Here is a 15,916-nt window from a genome sequence, read left to right as displayed (position 1 = left end):
ACTTGCGCTTGCTCATGCCTGACGAGTAATAGTCACGAAGGACGCTCAATTTGAACTCCTCGCTGTACTTTGTTGGATTCTTTCGCATTGTTTTACACATTTTTTATTGTTCATAAATGTGTCAACTTTTGCCAGGACAAGACAGGGCGTCATGCCGTTGGGCCGTTGACGGGGGCTGGAAAGAATGTTTCAGGTTCGCGGCGGACGGCGTTGGCCTTTACGAATTTGTCCACAATCTGTTCGTAGGGCATGCCTCTGAACGCTCTTGCGTGGCGTGGGCATATTACCGTACACCGTCCGCAGGATATGCACTTGTCGCCGTCGGTTTGGCATGGCGACTCCTCCGGTATCGCGCCTGCGGGGCATTGACGTGCGCATGTCTGGCAGCCGTCGCACAGCTCGGCGTCGGCCGATGGGAACAGGGGCAGGGCCTTGCTTTCCTTGTACGGGCGGTTGCCCTTGACGGTGGGCTCGGGCAGGGCGGAGACGTCGGGCGTTGAGGCCAGCAGGCGGGCGCATTCCGTTGCGAAATTGTCTATCTTGCGCATGTCGTCCGTGTCGGGACGGTCGGCTGCTACGTCGTTGAAGATGCAGTGGCGGGCGATGAATGCGCCTGCCGCCACGGTCTTGAATCCCTGTCGGTCGACGATGTCCTGCAGTTCGGCGAGGGCGTCGTCATAGTCGCGGTTGCCGTAAACGCAGGCTATTACGGCTGGTCCGCCGTTGCCGCTGAAGGCTCTCAGCGCCTCGGCTGCCTGCCGTGGAACGCGTCCGGCGTACACGGGCGCGCCCGCTACGAGCACGTCATGCTCTCCGTCAACCATTACTTTGGCCGACGGTCGGTCGCATGTTATGTCGTGTTCGATTACGTTTCCGCCCATCACTCGGGCTATCTCCCTCAGGATTTTGCGCGTCGTGAATGTCGCGCTGAAGTAAACCAGGTGAATGTTTCTTATGTCCATAATGTCTTGAATGTTGTTCGCTATGCAAAAATAGTGAAAGGTTAGCGCAATGTCAAGAAAATGGCCAAAGTTTTTAACATGGCGTTGCCGAGCAGAATCCTATATTCGTGGCATAAATATAAGAGTAAAAATCTTACGGCGGCGGCCGTTGGGCGAAAAATCAGTAAAATGTATTGAAACAGCCTTTATACATATTTCGCCGTAAGCGCGATAATCAGTACCTTTGCACAGGATTTTGAAATAAAACATAAAAACATGACACTTGAAGAATTCTTGGAGGTTGCCAATGCGGGCAGACCTCTCGATACGGAGGAGATACACAGGTTTATGGACGAGGCGAGCAACGAGGCCCGCCGGCTGACGTTCCGTCTCAACACGGCCTACCACACGCCCGACGAGGTGCGCGCGCTGCTGTCCGAGCTGTTCGGCTATGAGGTGCCCGACACGTTCCGCGTGTTTCCGCCGTTCTATACCGACTTCGGGCGCAACATCCATGTAGCCCCCGGCGTGTTCATCAACGCCTGCTGCCACTTTCAGGACCACGGCGGCGTGACCATCGGCGAGGGCAGCCAGATAGGCCATAACGTGGTCTTCGCCACGCTCAACCACGGCATTGAGCCCCGGCTCCGCAAGTACACGGTGCCCGCGCCAATCACCGTTGGCCGCAACGTATGGATAGGCTCCAACTCGACTATACTGTCGGGCGTCACGATAGGCGACAACTCGATCGTGGCCGCCGGCGCCGTGGTTACCCGCAGCGTGCCGGCAAACACTGTCGTGGGCGGCGTGCCCGCAAGGAAAATGAAGGATATAAAGACCGACGGGGAGTAAAGAAACAAAACGGAAGCGGCATAAAAGGAATTAACTCTTTTATGCCGCTTCCGCTTTTATGTTTATCTTTTGGCCGACACGTTTACCGCTTCATCCTCATGTTCAGCTGGTAGATGGCGGGCAGGAAGATGAACAGCGAGAACACTATTGAGAGGATTACGCTGGTCTGGTTGCCGCCGAATAGCTGGCTGAGCGTCATGTCGTTGCTTGCCGGCAACAGTATGGTGACGGCGTAGGCCACGGTATTGTTGACCCAGTGGAGCACCACTCCAGGCAGTATGCTGCCCGTGCGGTAGTACATCCAGCCGAGCAGCAGGCCCATGAGCAGGGCGTGCGGCATTTGCGCGGGATTGGGATGCACGACGGCGAAGAGCGCTGCCGAGATGAGTATTGCCACCCAGTGGTTGCTTACGGAGCAGAGCAGGGTGCGCAGTATTGCTCCGCGGAACACCATCTCCTCTACGAACGGCGTGAGGAGGCACAGCACGAAGTAGCCGTAATCGTTGGTCATGATGGCCGTGAACGAGTCTGCCATGTAGTCCTTCATGGCCGGCATTTGCTCTTGCAGCCATATCGAGGGTATTATCGTGCCGAGGGAGGCTACGGCACACCAGAAGAATACGTCCCAGTGGCGCTGCCTGAGGTAGGCCGGCGACATGACTGCCCACTTGCGCCATACGAACACCGCGATTGTGGCCGCGCCCGAGAGGGCCGACGCGAGTATCATCATCGGGGCTGTGATGGCCTCGGGGTGTGCCCCTCCGAACACGCTCATGACGTACTCCTGGCTGCTGCCCGTGGCGAGAAGCCATGCCGCGTAGACAATCCATGACAGGGCGAACTGTATCAGCAGGAAGCCGAACAGGTATAGAATTGTTTTCTTCATATTCCTTGTTTTTTGATTTTTACCTTTTTACCCTTTTACTTTTTTACCTTTTCAAATATTCTCATGGCCTCCTCCCGGTCGTGCCTTAGCTGTTCGGCGAGCTTGTTTACCGAGGCGAACTTGCGTTCCTCGCGCAGCCGGTGGTAAAAAGCCACCTCCATGTCGTGGCCGTATATGTCGCCGTCGAAGTCGAAGATGTTGGCCTCGAGCGACGTCTCGGTGCCGTCGAAGGTAGGTCTCGTGCCTATGTTCATCATGCCGTCAAGCTGTATCGGTGATGAGTCGAGCCTTACTTTCACGGCATACACGCCGCGTTCGGGCACGAGTTTCAGCTCGTCTGACGGCCTGATGTTGGCCGTAGGGAAGCCCAGCTTGCGGCCTTCGTGGTATCCTTGTGTCACCGTTCCTGCCAGTGTGTAGTGGTAACCGAGGCACATCGCGGCCATATCGGCCTCGCCTGCCGAGAGGAACGAGCGTATAACGGACGAGCTTACCTGCACTCCGTTCAGCCTGAAAGCGTCCGCCTGGACAACGTCAATGCCCAGTTCGCGGCCGTATCTTACGTAGTCGTCGAAACCTTCGGCGCGGTCATGGCCGAAGCGATTGTCGTAACCGATAATCAGCTTGCCCACGTTGAGGCTGTCGCGCAGCACGTCACGCATGAAGTCATGCGCCGAGAGGGCCGCCATCTGTCCGTCGAAGTGCAGCATTACGCAGCGGTCTATGCCCGTTGCCTCGAGCCTGCGGCGCTTCTCCTCGGCCGTGGTGAGCAGTTTGGGGCGGTACTCTTTGTGGAGCACGAGGCGCGGATGGCTGTCGAAGGTGATAACCATCGACTGCCTGCCCTCACGCTTCGCCGTGTCGATAACGTTGCTGATGAGGTAGCGGTGGCCACGGTGAACGCCGTCAAAGAATCCTATTGTGGCTACGTAGTTGCTGTTCATTGTTCACGTTTTATAGTCAATCATCATGCCTGTGGCGGCATATCGGGCGGCATTAGCCCGTTTCCTGCACGGCGTATTGCGCTCGGCACGGCTGCAATCATAGTCTAAGCCATTCGTCGGCAGCGGAGTGCATGGCCTCGAGTCCTACTCTCCGTGCAGCCGCGCAGTTGGCTTCAGAGTCGTCGATGAATAGCGTTTCGGCTGCGTTGAAGCCCGTCTCGGAGAGCACTTGGCGGAAAATCGCCTCGTCGGGTTTAAGCATTTGCATCTCGTAAGACAGGAAAGTGCGCTCGAAATAGTAGTCAACCGTCTTGCCTGAGGCGGTGAAATAGTCGCTCACCGACTTCCTCCAGTGTATCGGGTTGGTGTTGCTGAGCAGCACGAGACGGTATTTCTCCTTCAATTCTGCCAGCCGTTCCAGCTTCACCACAGGTATTCCGGTGAGCAGGGCGCCCCATGCGCCGCTGATTTCGGCGTCAGTCGCCGTGCATCCGGGACACGCCCGGCGCACCTTTTCGCAAAATTCGGCAATGCCGATAGCGCCCACTTCCAGTTCGTGGAACAGGTCTTCCTGCCGGCATTCGTCAACGTATCCGGCGATGGCCCCGGCTCCGAGCCTGGCAAAGGCGTCCGTGCACCTGTGTCTGTCAAGGCCGACGAGGACACCGCCGAAATCGAATATTATATTCTTTATCATTTATTAATCACGCGCTTTATGCACCGCCATATCTCGCCAATCCACATCACGGGCGACGTGGCGGCGATGATGACGAGCCACTCTTGCAGCGACAGCGGGTCGGTACGGAACATCTTGCCGCCGAAAGTGACGATAATCCACTGTCCGCCGAGGATTATCGCGAGCACGAGCAGCAGCCCATTGTCGTGGGTGAAGGCGTGGAAGGCAGAATGGTTGGAGCCGAACGACTTGGCGTTAAACAGGTTCCAGAACTGCAGCATCACGAAAGTGGTGAAGAATATGGACAGCTCGTGTACGTGCAAGTCGCCTGCGCTCTGGTTGCAATGTATCAGGAACGCGAACAGCACGGCGAAGAACGCCAGGCCTATGATTATGATTCCCTGCGCCATTCCGCGTGTTATGATGAAGTCCGACTGCTTGCGCGGCTTGTCCTTCATGACCTCACGCGACGGAGGAAGCGACGCAAGGGCAAGCGCTGCGAACGTATCCATAATCAGGTTGACCCAAAGTATCTGGGTAACGGTGAGCGGAAGCTCGGTGCCTATTACCGAACCGCCGAGCACAAGCAGCAGCGCGGTAACGTTGACGATAAGCTGGAAGTAAAGGAAGCGCTGTATGTTGCGGTAGAGCGAGCGGCCCCACATCACGGCGTTGACGATACTTCCGAACGAGTCGTCAAGCAAAGTCATGTCGCTCGCCTCCTTGGCAACCGACGTTCCCGAGCCTAACGACAGCCCCACATGAGCGTGGTTGAGCGCCGGGGCGTCGTTGGTGCCGTCGCCGGTGACGGCCACTACCTCGCCGCGCTTCTGCAACAGGTTGACAAGTCGCTGCTTGTCGGTAGGCCGCGCACGGCTCATCACGCGCAGCTTGGCCACACGCTGGTATGCCTCGTCGTCGCTCAGGGCGGCGAAGTCGGGACCAGTTATCTGCGCCTCGGCTGGCGTTTCGGCGTTCCAAATGCCTATCTGGCGGGCTATCTCGATGGCCGTTGCCGACGTGTCGCCGGTTACTATCTTGACGTTAATTCCCGCGCTGACGCACTGTTTCACGGCGTCGGGCACGTCAAGGCGTATCGGGTCGCTGATGGCTGTTACGGCCTGGAACGTCAGTTTGGGGCCTGCGGCAACGGCAGTCATGTCGGCCTGCTCGCCGTCGGCCAGCACACGGTAGGCGAAAGCCAGCGTACGCATGGCCTGGTTCTGGTATCCGCGCAGGCGGTCGCCTATCTCCTGGCGTGCCTCGGGGGTGATGTCGCAGAACGAAGCCACAATCTCGGGCGCGCCCTTGACCATCAATATGCGTTTGCCGCCTATCTTTCCGATGGTGGCCATGTACTTTCTTTCAGTAGAGAACGGCAGCTGCGCCTCGATGTCCTCGTCCTTGCGGAGGGCGCGGTAGTCAACTCCGTTCTTCTCAAGCCACAGCAGCAGCGCGACCTCTGTCGGGTTACCAATACCCTTGCCGCCCTCTTCGTCGAGGTGGGCGGTGGTGTTCAGGGCTATTGCCGAGCGGAAAAGCGCGTCGTCAGCATCGTACTGTTTCATGTCGGCCACCTGCATTTTGTTCTGCGTAAGGGTACCCGTCTTGTCGGTGCAGATTACCGTAACGGCGCCCATTGTCTCGCAGGCGTGCAGCTTGCGCACAAGGTTATTGTTCTTCAGCATGCGCCTCATGTTGAGCGCGAGGCTCAGTGTTACGGCCATAGGCATGCCCTCGGGCACGGCCATAACTATCAGCGTTACGGCCATCATGAAGTATTGCAGCACCGTCTCGGCCATACGCAGATAGTCCGTCGACGCCCAAATGCCTTCCGAATCAAGCACTATGTCGCGGGTGAGGAATATGATGAAGGCGGCTACGGATATGCCGATACCGAACTTGCTGATGAGTTTTGCCAGCTTGTCGAGCTGCAGGTTGAGCGGCGTCTTGACAGCCGTTATCTCGGTACTTGCGCGCGACACCTTGCCAATCTCGGTCGCATCGCCCACCTCGGTAACCTGATACGTGCCGCGTCCGTTCATAACCATCGTGCTGCGCAGCACTTTCGACGAGGCGTAAGTGGCCTCGGTGTCGTTCTTCGCGGGGTCGGCATGCTTGGTGATTATCGGCTCGCCGGTGAGCGACGACTCGTCAATCTGCAGGTCGGTAGACTCTATCAGCGTACCGTCGGCGGGTATCTCGTCACCCACTTCGATGATTACGACGTCGCCCACGACGATGTCCTTGCGCGCCACTTCCACTACCTTGCCGTCACGGCGCACCTTTACGGGCGACTCTTCGCCAAGGGCGGTGAGCACGTTGAACTTCTTTGCCGCGTCCATCTCGAACCAGAAGCCGATTGTCGTGGCCAGGACGATGGCCAGGATAATGCCCACGCTCTCGATAAACTCGCCGTTGATGCAAGCCAGGGCCAGCGAGATTACCGCCGCTACGAGTAAGATTTTGATGATAGGGTCCTTGTATTTGTCAAGGTACAATTTCCATAAAGGAGTCCTCTTCGGAGGAGTTAGTGTGTTCTCGCCGTGTTCCTGGCGGCTCTTTGACACTTCGCTGTCGGTCAATCCGCGCAGATTGCTGTACAGCGGGTTAATCTCATTGCTCATTTAACAGAAAAAACGATTAAGTTAATATCGGTTGCAAATTTAATATAAATAGCCGACATAAGTCGTCGCAAACGTGCATTATCACGCATTTTTAACGTATCTTTCCATATTTTATGCGCACGCAGCCGCTCCCTGTCGCGGGCTCGGCGGGGCGCTGCCCCGGCGTTTCCGTGGCCGTGTCGCGGCCGCCTGGCTTATACCTAAATTCCTGTTGAATTACAAAAGGCCGTCTTTCATGTCGCGAAAGACGGCCTTTTGGCTTGTAATTGGCGGCCTTTCGCATTGTAAAAGGCCGTCTTTTGTATAATGATGGATGTTGTCTTGGCTGGCTTGCATGTACAAGCCGGCCACCCGGATCATACTTCCTTGCCCTTAAGCGTTGCGCTCGAGCTTTCCGTTACCATTACTCGCACGGTGTCGCCGATGTGGTGAGTGCCCTTGTCGAACACTACTACCTTGTTCTGCGAGGTACGCCCGAACAGCTGTTCGCGGCTGCGCTTGCTGAAGCCCTCTACCAGAACGTCGAACTCCTTGCCTACGTCCATGGCGTTGCGCTCGGCCGATATGCGTGTCTGCAGGCGTATCATTTCGTCGAGGCGGCGCAGTTTCACATCCTCTGGCACGTCGTCGGGCAGGTGTTTTGAGGCGTAGGTGCCGGGGCGCTCGCTGTACTTGAACATGAAGGCGGAGTCGTATCCTACCTCTTCCATTAGCGACAGCGACATGCGGTGGTCGTCCTCCGTCTCGCTGTGGTAGCCCACGAAGATGTCCGTGGTTATCGAGCAGTCGGGTATGATGCGCCGTATCGCCTCCACGCGGCCCATGTACCACTCGCGCGTGTACTTGCGGTTCATCAGTTTGAGAATGCGGTCAGAGCCGCTCTGCACGGGCAGGTGGATGTGCTTGCACACGTTGTCGTGCGAGGCAATGACGCGCAGCGTCTCGTCACTCATGTCCTTCGGGTGGCTCGTGGTGAAGCGCACGCGCATGTCGGGGAACGTCTCTGCCACGAGGGCGAGGAGCTGTGGAAAGTTGAGTGAAGCTTCCTTTTGCATTGCATTATCATCCGTCGTGTCAATACATTCGGATGTTTCATTTTTCATTTTTGGCTCTTCACTAAAATAGCTGTTCACGTTCTGCCCGAGCAGCGTTACCTCCTTGTAGCCGCGCGAGTGCAGGTCGGCCACCTCGCGGAGAATGCTCTCGGGGTCGCGGCTGCGCTCCCGTCCGCGCGTGTACGGCACGATGCAGTAGTGGCAGAAGTTGTTGCAGCCGCGCATTATGCTCACGAAGCCGCCCACATGTGTGCCGCAGATGCGCTGTGGCACTATGTCGCGGTATGTTTCCGTCGTGGATAGCTCTATGTTTATAGCCTTGAGGCCCGTCTCGGCCTGGGCAATGAGGTCGGGTAGGGTGAGGTAAGCGTCAGGCCCTGCTACTAAATCGGCATGGTGGTTATCAATAAGGTCGGCCTTGACGCGCTCAGCCATGCATCCGAGCACTCCTATTATCAGCTTCCTTCCGCCGTGCCGCATGGCGTTGAGGGCTTCAAGGCGGTTAAGTATCTTCTGCTCTGCGTTGTCGCGTACGCTGCACGTGTTGAGGAATACGGCGTCGGCCTCGCTTATGTCTTGGCACATTTCATAGTCCGCCATCTTCATTACCGAGGCCACGACCTCGCTGTCGGCCACGTTCATCTGGCAGCCGTAGGTTTCTATGTATAGTTTTTTCATTGTTCTTTTGATGATGGGAGTTATGGGAGAAATAGGCCCGATAAAGCCACGTTTATAATCTCTCGGTTATCCGTCAGTACATGTTTATCTCCTATTTTATTCTTATGGCTTCCCTCCTTACTTCTTCACTGCGTCCCTGATTATAATCCTTGCCATGTCAGCTATCAGCTTTGCGTTCTCCTTTGAGCCCAATTTTGAATCCTTGACCAGCGCTGATATGTATATCCGTCGGCCGTCGGGCAACAACACAACGCCCGCATCGTTGTCGGCAATCTTCGTGCCGTCGTCCAGCGTAAAGCCAGTACCGGTCTTGTGGGCGATGAGCATTCCCGGCTCAAGTGCCGCCTTTATTTTGTCCTGTCCGGTGGTTGTAGAGATTAGGATGTGCTTCAGCAGCGTGGCGTAAGGCTCTCCGAGAATGTTCTCTTCAAAAAGTTTCTTGAAGAGGATGGCCACTGACAGCGGCGTGGAGCAGTTGTCGTAGGAGCGCATGGGGTCGGCCTGCATCGAGATTTCGGTTTCCGACAGGCTGTAATCCGCCAGCCCTATGGCGCGCATTTCGGCGTTGACGCCCTCCATTCCGCCCGCCATCGAGATGATGATGTCGCAAGCGTTGTTGTCGCTCTCGGCAACACTGTACTGCAAAAGACTGTCGAAACGTATCGTAAAACCGCTTTCGGAATAACGCTCAAGCATTGGAGTGTACGTGTTCCTGGTAACCTGGCTTGCGTTGATACGCACCAATGTATCGGTAGGCGTGCCGCGGCGCTCCATCTGCCTCAGCGCGGCTATTGCCCCGTGCAGCTTGAAGACGCTCATCAGAGGGTAGCAATCGGCGTTGTTCACGGAGTGCTCCTTGCCGTCAACAATCCACGCCACACCCACTTTGGCAGGCTTTCCGTTGATGATGTCGGTTATTTCCTCTTCGGTTGTCTGCGCCATGCAAAATGCCGGCAGAAGAGCTGCCAGCATTGCGGTAATGAATGATCTCATCTTATTTCACTTGTGATTTGATAGGGTTTTTAACGCCCCTCATGCTCGTAAGGAATGCCTTTGCCGACCCGAACTTCAGGAACATGTCAAGCCGTATGGGCACATGGTTGGAGTCGTCGCTGACGAAGAACCGCGCAATCTCCCTCCAGCCGTCCTTCTCTTTTTCCGTGTACGACAGCTCCAGGCAGCGGTACTTCACGCCGTTGTCGGCCTTTACGGTCTTCGTCCCGAGCAGCTTGATTTTTGCCGGGTTAACGCTGTTGCCGTCGACGATGGGGAAATCAACCACATGGCCTTTCTTCCAGCTGTCAAGGTCGAAACTTCTCGCGCGCAGAAATATGTTCATCATGTCAAATACGCACTGGTCGGGAGTGAGCGAACGGCTTTTACGGCTGCCGTCCTTGTGCAGCCTGCTCTGCGTAATGCTGCACTTGCCGCCCGGGTACTTGTACCATACCTCGTCCACGGTGTAGCGCTTTCCCTCGAGCGCTCCCTTGCGGTAATAGAGCGGCTCCATGTTGAGCGACGAATAGCATAGCAGCGTGTCGCGCATTACGAATATCTTGTCCATCTTGCTGTTGCCCCTTGTTGTCAGGCTGGCGCGGTAGGCGCTCTGGCCGTTATACTTGCTCTGTACGACATACATCGACGCCGTGCCTACCTTTACCCATACGAATTTCCAGTTGAAGTACAGGTTGTACGACAGAAACTCGCCTGGCTTGAATGCCGTGTTCTTGAACGTGCACTGTGCCGATGCCGTGCCGGCTGCACATGCCATGCCCAGCAGGGCGGCTGTGAACAGGAAGAGTCTGAGATGTTTCATAATATTGTGGTTTTGAAGTTGGCGCTGTTCGGCGTGGTTCCTGGCTGTCTGCGGTACATCCGTCGGCGCTTGCCGTCGTGGCGTTACATTCCCGGATACGGTATTCCGAGCTTGCTGGCGCGCTCCTGGTTACGCCGTTTTATGGTCTTTTCCTTCTCCGGTTTCTGCTTGGTTATCTCCAAAGGCTTCTGCCGGTCGAGGCTGCGCGACATGGGGTTCCACGTCAGCGTAAGGTCCCACTTCTCCTTGCATTCTATCTTTTCGGGATAGTAATACGTGGTTTCCGCCTGTCTGTCGGCAGCGTAGTCGCCAGTGTCCCATTTACCGTTTTTGTTCGAGTCTACGTACATACGGGCGTAGTATGTGCCCGGTTTGATGTAGTAGAACTCGGCTCTGCCGTTTGTCGTGGAGGTTTCTTTCACCATCGCGTCCGACGTGTTGAGCAATTGTACGACTACGGTAGTGTCTGCCATGCCCGTTATGTCGAACATTAGCGTGGCGTAAGAGTCTTCAGTCTTTACCTTGAATCCCTGCTTGAACGGCGCGGTTGTCTTGCCATAGATGTCCGTAAAGGCCATGGTGTCGATTTCGAGGCTGTACTCTATGCCTGGCCGCCACTCTCCGAGAAGCTCGTAGGTGCGGTTGACCCCCTCCTTGGGGCGCAGCACAAAGGGCGAGCGGTACCATAACGTGTCGTACTTGGAGTAAAGATGTACACATGAAGTGTCGACCTTTGCCAATGGCGCTGGCATTTCTATGGTTATGTTCTGGTCAGGGTCGGGCTCTGAGGCGACGTTGTATTTCGGCTCGAGAAGCTCTGCCGGCATTTCCGTCTCATAGGGTTTGTCGCGCTTCTTGGCGCGTTCCTGTTTTTTCTTCCATTCCTCGTACTTGTCCTGTTTCTGCTTCATCCGCTTCTCGTATGGTTGCTTCGACAGGATGTCCATCGTGTCGGTCTGGAGGCGTAGTACGCCGAGCGTGTCGGTGGCCATGTATTTCAGCTCCATGCGCAGTGTGTCCTGGTTTACCAGCATGGTGTCGCGCAGCCAGTAGGTGATGGTGTCGCGCTTTTCTGAAAGTTCGGTTATGAAGGCGTCATGCTCATTGAAGTTGAGCCCTCTTATTTGCGGCAGCAGGCTGTCACCGTAGCTGAAGAACAGCGTGAAGTGGTCAGGCTCGTTGCGTTCCGACTTGATGAGGTAGCGGTCTGTCTGCACTTCGGTGAAGGCACGCAGCACAATGTCGTCCGGCAGGAAGTGAGTGTACGGTACACGGGCTATCGAATCGATGTGCAGCGAGTCTCTCCAGAGCGTGTCCTGGCGTATGTCCGGCTTGAAGGTCGGCGTTATTATGTCGTGAGTGAAGGCGAGTTGCTCGCTTTTCTGGTTGAAGTAATAGTTGTTGTCGGCGTCCTGGAGGGCATAGATTCTGTAGTCTCCGGGCGCGACGCCCTTTATTACGAAGTGTCCGCGGCTGTCCGTGCGCGATACGCGCAGCATTGGCTCTTTCGTGAATATTGTGTCGCTGAGGTTGTTGTACAGGCCTACGAGAATGCCCTTGATGGGCTCGAGGTTCTCGGCGTTGAGTACATATCCGGCTACCTGCATGGTGTCGATATGGTCGCCGGTGGAGAATGTGAACGTATAGTTGCCCAGGGGGTTGTTCTCGTTGTTGTCGCTTATGGCGTCGGAGAAGTCGATCGTGTATGTGGTGTTGGGCTTGAGCGAGTCTTTCAGTTCTACTTCTATCTTCTTGCCCGAGGGCTTTATCTCTGCCTGTTCTATCTGTGGTGGTGATATTACGACTTTCTCGGTGGGGTTGTCTACCTGTATGTATTCGTTGAAGTATATGTTTATTTTCTTTGCCTTGATGTTTACTCCTTGGTCGGCGGGCGACGTCCTTACTATCGCCGGTGGTGTCTCGTCGTACCATCCGCCGTCAGGCTGCCCCATTTTGGCGCACGAGCATACTATTGCAAGGACTGCGAAGAGCAGCCATTGCATGTTGTTGTAGGGCTTATGTGGCTTATTAGTCCTATTGGCCAAATCAGCCAGATTAGCCCAGTGGGCCAAATATGATTTTATTGTCCGGTCAATCTTCATTCTTGGTGTTGTTGAGCCTGAGCAGCTGTTCCATGATGTCGCGGTTGTTGTTGAGGCGTGGCACCTTGTGCTGTCCGCCCAGCTTGCCTTTAGACTTCAGCCAGTCGTTGAACAGGCCCTGGCGTGCCTTGACTATCTCAAGGTGTTGCAGCGTGATATTCTTGTACCGCTTGGCTTCGTAGTCGCTGTTGATTTCCTGGAGCTTGCGGTCGAGTATGCCGGCAAACTCTTCAATGTTGCCGGGCTCCTTGGCGAATTCTATGAGCCATTGGTGGCGGCACTTGGCCTCGCCGTCCATGAATACGGGCGCGGCGGTGTACTCGCTGACCTCGGCTCCGGTGCTGCGGCAGGCCTCGGCAAGTCCTTTCTCGGCGTTGTCGACTATCAGCTCCTCGCCGAAGGCGTTGATGAAGCTCTTTGTGCGGCCTGTGATTACGAACTTGTATGGGTTGACGGAGGTGAACCTTACGGTGTCACCTATTATATATCTCCATAGCCCGCAGGGCGTGGATATCACCATGGCGTAGTTCACTCCAGTGCTTATGCCCTCGAGGGGGAGTACCGTGGGGTTTTCTTTCCCGAACTCTTCCATGGGTATGAACTCGTACAGCACGCCGTAGTCGAGCATTAGCAGCATGGACGGGTCAGTCGGGTTGCTTTGCAGTCCGAAGAATCCTTCGCTGGCGTTGTACGTTTCCATGTAGTGCATGCGTGGCGAGGTGATGAGCTTGCGGTACTGCTCGCGGTATGGCGTGAAGGCTACTCCGCCGTGGAAGAACACCTCGATGTTGGGCCATACTTCCTCAAGGTGCGTCTTGCCCGTCAGTTCCATCACTCGCGTGAGCACGGACAGCATCCATGAGGGCACGCCGCTGAGGTTGGTCACGTTCTTGTGCATGGTCTCGCGGGCTATGCGGTCGCGCTTCACTTCGAAGTCGCTGAGCAGGGCGGTCTGTTTCTTCGGCACGCGCACGAGGTTGACCAGCGGGTTGATGTTCTCTATCAATATTGCGCTGAGGTCGCCCACGAGGCTGCCCGGCAGGTTGTAGTTGGGCGAGTGGCTGCCGCCCAGGATGAGGCCCTTGCCGTCGAACATGCGGCTTTCGGGGTTGTTGCCAAGGTAGATGGCCACGGCGTCCGTGCCTCCCTGGTAGTGTGTATGCTTGAGGCCCTCGCGGCTTACGGGTATGAACTTGCTCTTGTCGTTGGTGGTGCCTGACGACTTGGCGTACCATTTTACCACTCCCGGCCACAGCACGTCGGCTTCTCCGTGGCGCATGCGGTCGATGTAGTCCTTGAGGTCGTCGTAGGTGTTCAGGGGTACGTTGGCCGCGAAGGCGTCGTACGACTGTATGTTGCCGAACATGTAGCGGCGCCCGTATTCGGTGTACTTCGCGTTGGTTGTCAGGTAGCGCAGCATGCGCTGCTGTATCGCGGCCGCGTCGGTGGCGTACCGCTCGAGCTCTTTCAGCCTTGGCGCGAAGAAGTTTCTTGCTATGCTTGTAATGCTCATCTTGATGTTATCAGATGTTGAGAGTGCAAATTTAAGCTAAACTTTTCGAATACGGTAAGTTTTTCACGTTTTTTAGCAGATATGCGCCTCGTTTTCAATAGGTGGCCTTTCGCGCGGTAAAAGGTGCCCTTTCGCGGTCTTAAAGACGGCCTTTCGCGCGGCAGGAGGCCGCCTTTTGCGGCATGGCCCGGTTCGTGGCTTCCGCCGGGCGGCGTGCGGGCGATGGGTGGCCGGCGGCGAGGCATTGGCCACATGGGTATGAAAAGAGGGCGGGCAGGCGGTAAATGTCTTACCGCCTGCCCGCCCTTGAGACTGCGTTGAGCAGCTTATCAGTTGAGTGCGTCGTTGAGTTCGGCTCCTGCCTTGAACTTTGCCACCTTCTTGGCTGCTATCTGTATCTTCTCCTTCGTCGCGGGATTGATACCCTCGCGGGCGGGACGCTCGTTCACGCTGAACGTTCCGAAGCCTACGAGCGAAATCTTGTCGCCTGCTACGAGCGCGTCCTTAATTGCTGCAACTGTTGCGTCAAGAGCCTTCTTTGCCTCTGTCTTAGGCAGGCCTGAGCCTGCTGCTATTTTTTCAATAAGTTCTGTTTTGTTCATGATTCAGTTTATTTAAAATATTAATCGATTTAATTTGTTTCGGTACATTTTCCTCGCAAATATAGTCCATTCATTTCATTTGTCAAACAAAAAATAAAAAAAAGTGAGGAATTTAATGAAAAAAAGTTGGTAAACAAACGATTTTATGCCGGGTAACGGATATTTTTCGTACTTTTGCCACGGTTTATATAAACGCATAAAATAATTTGGATATGTTCAGAATTCCTCCGATAACAAAGAATCTGCTGATTATCAACGTCTTGATGTTCCTGGCCCTCATCGTGTTCGAGGGATGGGGCATTGACCTTAACAACGTGCTCGGACTGCACTTCTTCCTGGCGTCCGACTTCCACTTTTACCAGCTGCTGACGTACATGTTCATGCACGCCAACTTCACGCACATCCTCTTCAACATGTTCACGCTGTGGATGTTCGGCTGCGTCGTGGAGAGCGTGTGGGGCCCAAGGAAATACCTATTCTATTATATCGCGTGCGGAGTGGGCGCCGGAGTGATACAGATGATGGCGCAGTTCGGCGAGTTCTACTCGCTGATGAACAGCGCGATAGCCGGTTTCGGGCTTGACGACTTTTTGCAGGTGGCGCACGCTTACCGCTACGAGCTTAACGCCTGGACTACCGTTGGAGCCTCGGGAGCCATCTACGGCATACTGTTGGCCTTCGCCATGCTCTTCCCCGAGCAGCGCATGTTCATATTCCCCCTGCCCGTGCCGATAAAGGCCAAGTGGATGGTATGCATATTCATCGCCATCGACCTGTTCTCGGCCCTTGGCACGAGCGGCAGCAACGTGGCACACTTCGCCCACCTCGGTGGCGCCCTGTTCGGATATATAATGATAAGGTACTGGCGCAACCATCCCGGCGGAGGCAACTACGGGCGCTCGCGCGGACAGCAGTTCTTCGACCGGATGAAGGACAACTGGGAGCGGCGCACGCACAAGAAGAGCAACCGGTGGGACCGTAAGGACGAAACAAGGAGCGAGTCTGACTGGGACTACAACGCCCGCAAGAAAGCCGAGCAGGACGAGATAGACCGCATTCTCGACAAGGTGCGCCGCAGCGGATACGACAGCCTGACGGAAGAGGAGAAGCGCAAGCTCTTCGAAGGAGGAAAGTAGTTTATGAAAGGAGTTAAGGAGTTATGGAGTAAAGGAGTTAAGACAAATGGCTTGTTAAGTGAAGAGTGAAGAACTGAAAGTCAGCGTT

Annotated in this window: 13 protein-coding genes; 2 read left to right on the top strand and 11 right to left on the bottom strand. The window is 55.5% G+C overall.

The window, feature by feature from the left end:
• Window positions 1-149: 149 nt before the first annotated feature.
• Complete coding sequence (locus H6A34_RS10300) at window positions 150-962, bottom strand: 4Fe-4S binding protein (protein WP_239480835.1); 813 nt, start codon at window positions 960-962, stop codon at window positions 150-152.
• Between the two features lie 255 nt (window positions 963-1,217).
• Between H6A34_RS10300 and H6A34_RS10295 the strand changes: the two genes are divergently transcribed.
• Window positions 1,218-1,793 carry a sugar O-acetyltransferase gene (locus H6A34_RS10295; RefSeq protein ID WP_205105441.1) on the top strand — a complete coding sequence of 192 codons (576 nt, stop codon included), beginning with the start codon at window positions 1,218-1,220 and terminating at the stop codon, window positions 1,791-1,793.
• 82 nt (window positions 1,794-1,875) lie between these two features.
• Here H6A34_RS10295 and H6A34_RS10290 read toward each other — a convergent pair whose 3' ends face one another.
• The 10 genes from H6A34_RS10290 to H6A34_RS10245 all read right to left on the bottom strand — a co-directional run bounded on the left by H6A34_RS10290 (window position 1,876) and on the right by H6A34_RS10245 (window position 14,692).
• Window positions 1,876-2,679: a CPBP family intramembrane glutamic endopeptidase gene (locus H6A34_RS10290; RefSeq protein ID WP_205105440.1), complete on the bottom strand. Its 804-nt coding sequence runs from the start codon at window positions 2,677-2,679 to the stop codon at window positions 1,876-1,878.
• Between the two features lie 35 nt (window positions 2,680-2,714).
• Window positions 2,715-3,623 carry a bifunctional riboflavin kinase/FAD synthetase gene (locus H6A34_RS10285; protein WP_021948249.1) on the bottom strand — a complete coding sequence of 303 codons (909 nt, stop codon included), beginning with the start codon at window positions 3,621-3,623 and terminating at the stop codon, window positions 2,715-2,717.
• A 97-nt stretch (window positions 3,624-3,720) separates the two neighbouring features.
• Window positions 3,721-4,320 carry an HAD family hydrolase gene (locus tag H6A34_RS10280; RefSeq protein WP_205105439.1) on the bottom strand — a complete coding sequence of 200 codons (600 nt, stop codon included), beginning with the start codon at window positions 4,318-4,320 and terminating at the stop codon, window positions 3,721-3,723.
• Window positions 4,317-6,926 (bottom strand): calcium-translocating P-type ATPase, PMCA-type, encoded by a 2,610-nt coding sequence (locus H6A34_RS10275; RefSeq protein ID WP_205105438.1) that lies wholly within the window; start codon window positions 6,924-6,926, stop codon window positions 4,317-4,319. The genes H6A34_RS10280 and H6A34_RS10275 overlap by 4 nt, the downstream gene beginning before the upstream one ends.
• A 356-nt stretch (window positions 6,927-7,282) precedes the next feature.
• The gene (miaB, locus tag H6A34_RS10270; protein ID WP_205105437.1) at window positions 7,283-8,659 is read right to left on the bottom strand and encodes a tRNA (N6-isopentenyl adenosine(37)-C2)-methylthiotransferase MiaB; all 1,377 of its coding nucleotides are present in this window, start codon (window positions 8,657-8,659) and stop codon (window positions 7,283-7,285) included.
• A 117-nt stretch (window positions 8,660-8,776) separates the two neighbouring features.
• Complete coding sequence (gene bla, locus H6A34_RS10265) at window positions 8,777-9,652, bottom strand: class A beta-lactamase (RefSeq protein WP_205105436.1); 876 nt, start codon at window positions 9,650-9,652, stop codon at window positions 8,777-8,779.
• 1 nt (window position 9,653) lies between these two features.
• A complete protein-coding gene (locus H6A34_RS10260) occupies window positions 9,654-10,475 on the bottom strand; it encodes a DUF3108 domain-containing protein (protein ID WP_021948705.1) in 822 nt (273 codons plus the stop codon).
• A gap of 83 nt (window positions 10,476-10,558) precedes the next feature.
• The gene (locus H6A34_RS10255) at window positions 10,559-12,478 is read right to left on the bottom strand and encodes an Ig-like domain-containing protein (protein WP_239480836.1); all 1,920 of its coding nucleotides are present in this window, start codon (window positions 12,476-12,478) and stop codon (window positions 10,559-10,561) included.
• 88 nt (window positions 12,479-12,566) lie between these two features.
• A complete protein-coding gene (locus H6A34_RS10250; protein WP_021948703.1) occupies window positions 12,567-14,090 on the bottom strand; it encodes a GH3 auxin-responsive promoter family protein in 1,524 nt (507 codons plus the stop codon).
• Window positions 14,091-14,419: 329 nt separating this feature from the next.
• A complete protein-coding gene (locus tag H6A34_RS10245) occupies window positions 14,420-14,692 on the bottom strand; it encodes an HU family DNA-binding protein (RefSeq protein ID WP_021947237.1) in 273 nt (90 codons plus the stop codon).
• A gap of 212 nt (window positions 14,693-14,904) precedes the next feature.
• Here H6A34_RS10245 and H6A34_RS10240 point away from each other — a divergent pair, with 212 nt between their 5' ends.
• Window positions 14,905-15,828 carry a rhomboid family intramembrane serine protease gene (locus H6A34_RS10240; protein ID WP_205105435.1) on the top strand — a complete coding sequence of 308 codons (924 nt, stop codon included), beginning with the start codon at window positions 14,905-14,907 and terminating at the stop codon, window positions 15,826-15,828.
• Window positions 15,829-15,916 lie beyond the last annotated feature (88 nt).

This window comes from Marseilla massiliensis (assembly GCF_016899855.1).
In the GTDB taxonomy this organism is placed as follows: Bacteria; Bacteroidota; Bacteroidia; order Bacteroidales; family Bacteroidaceae; genus Prevotella.
This window is presented reverse-complemented; position numbering and strand designations above follow the sequence as displayed.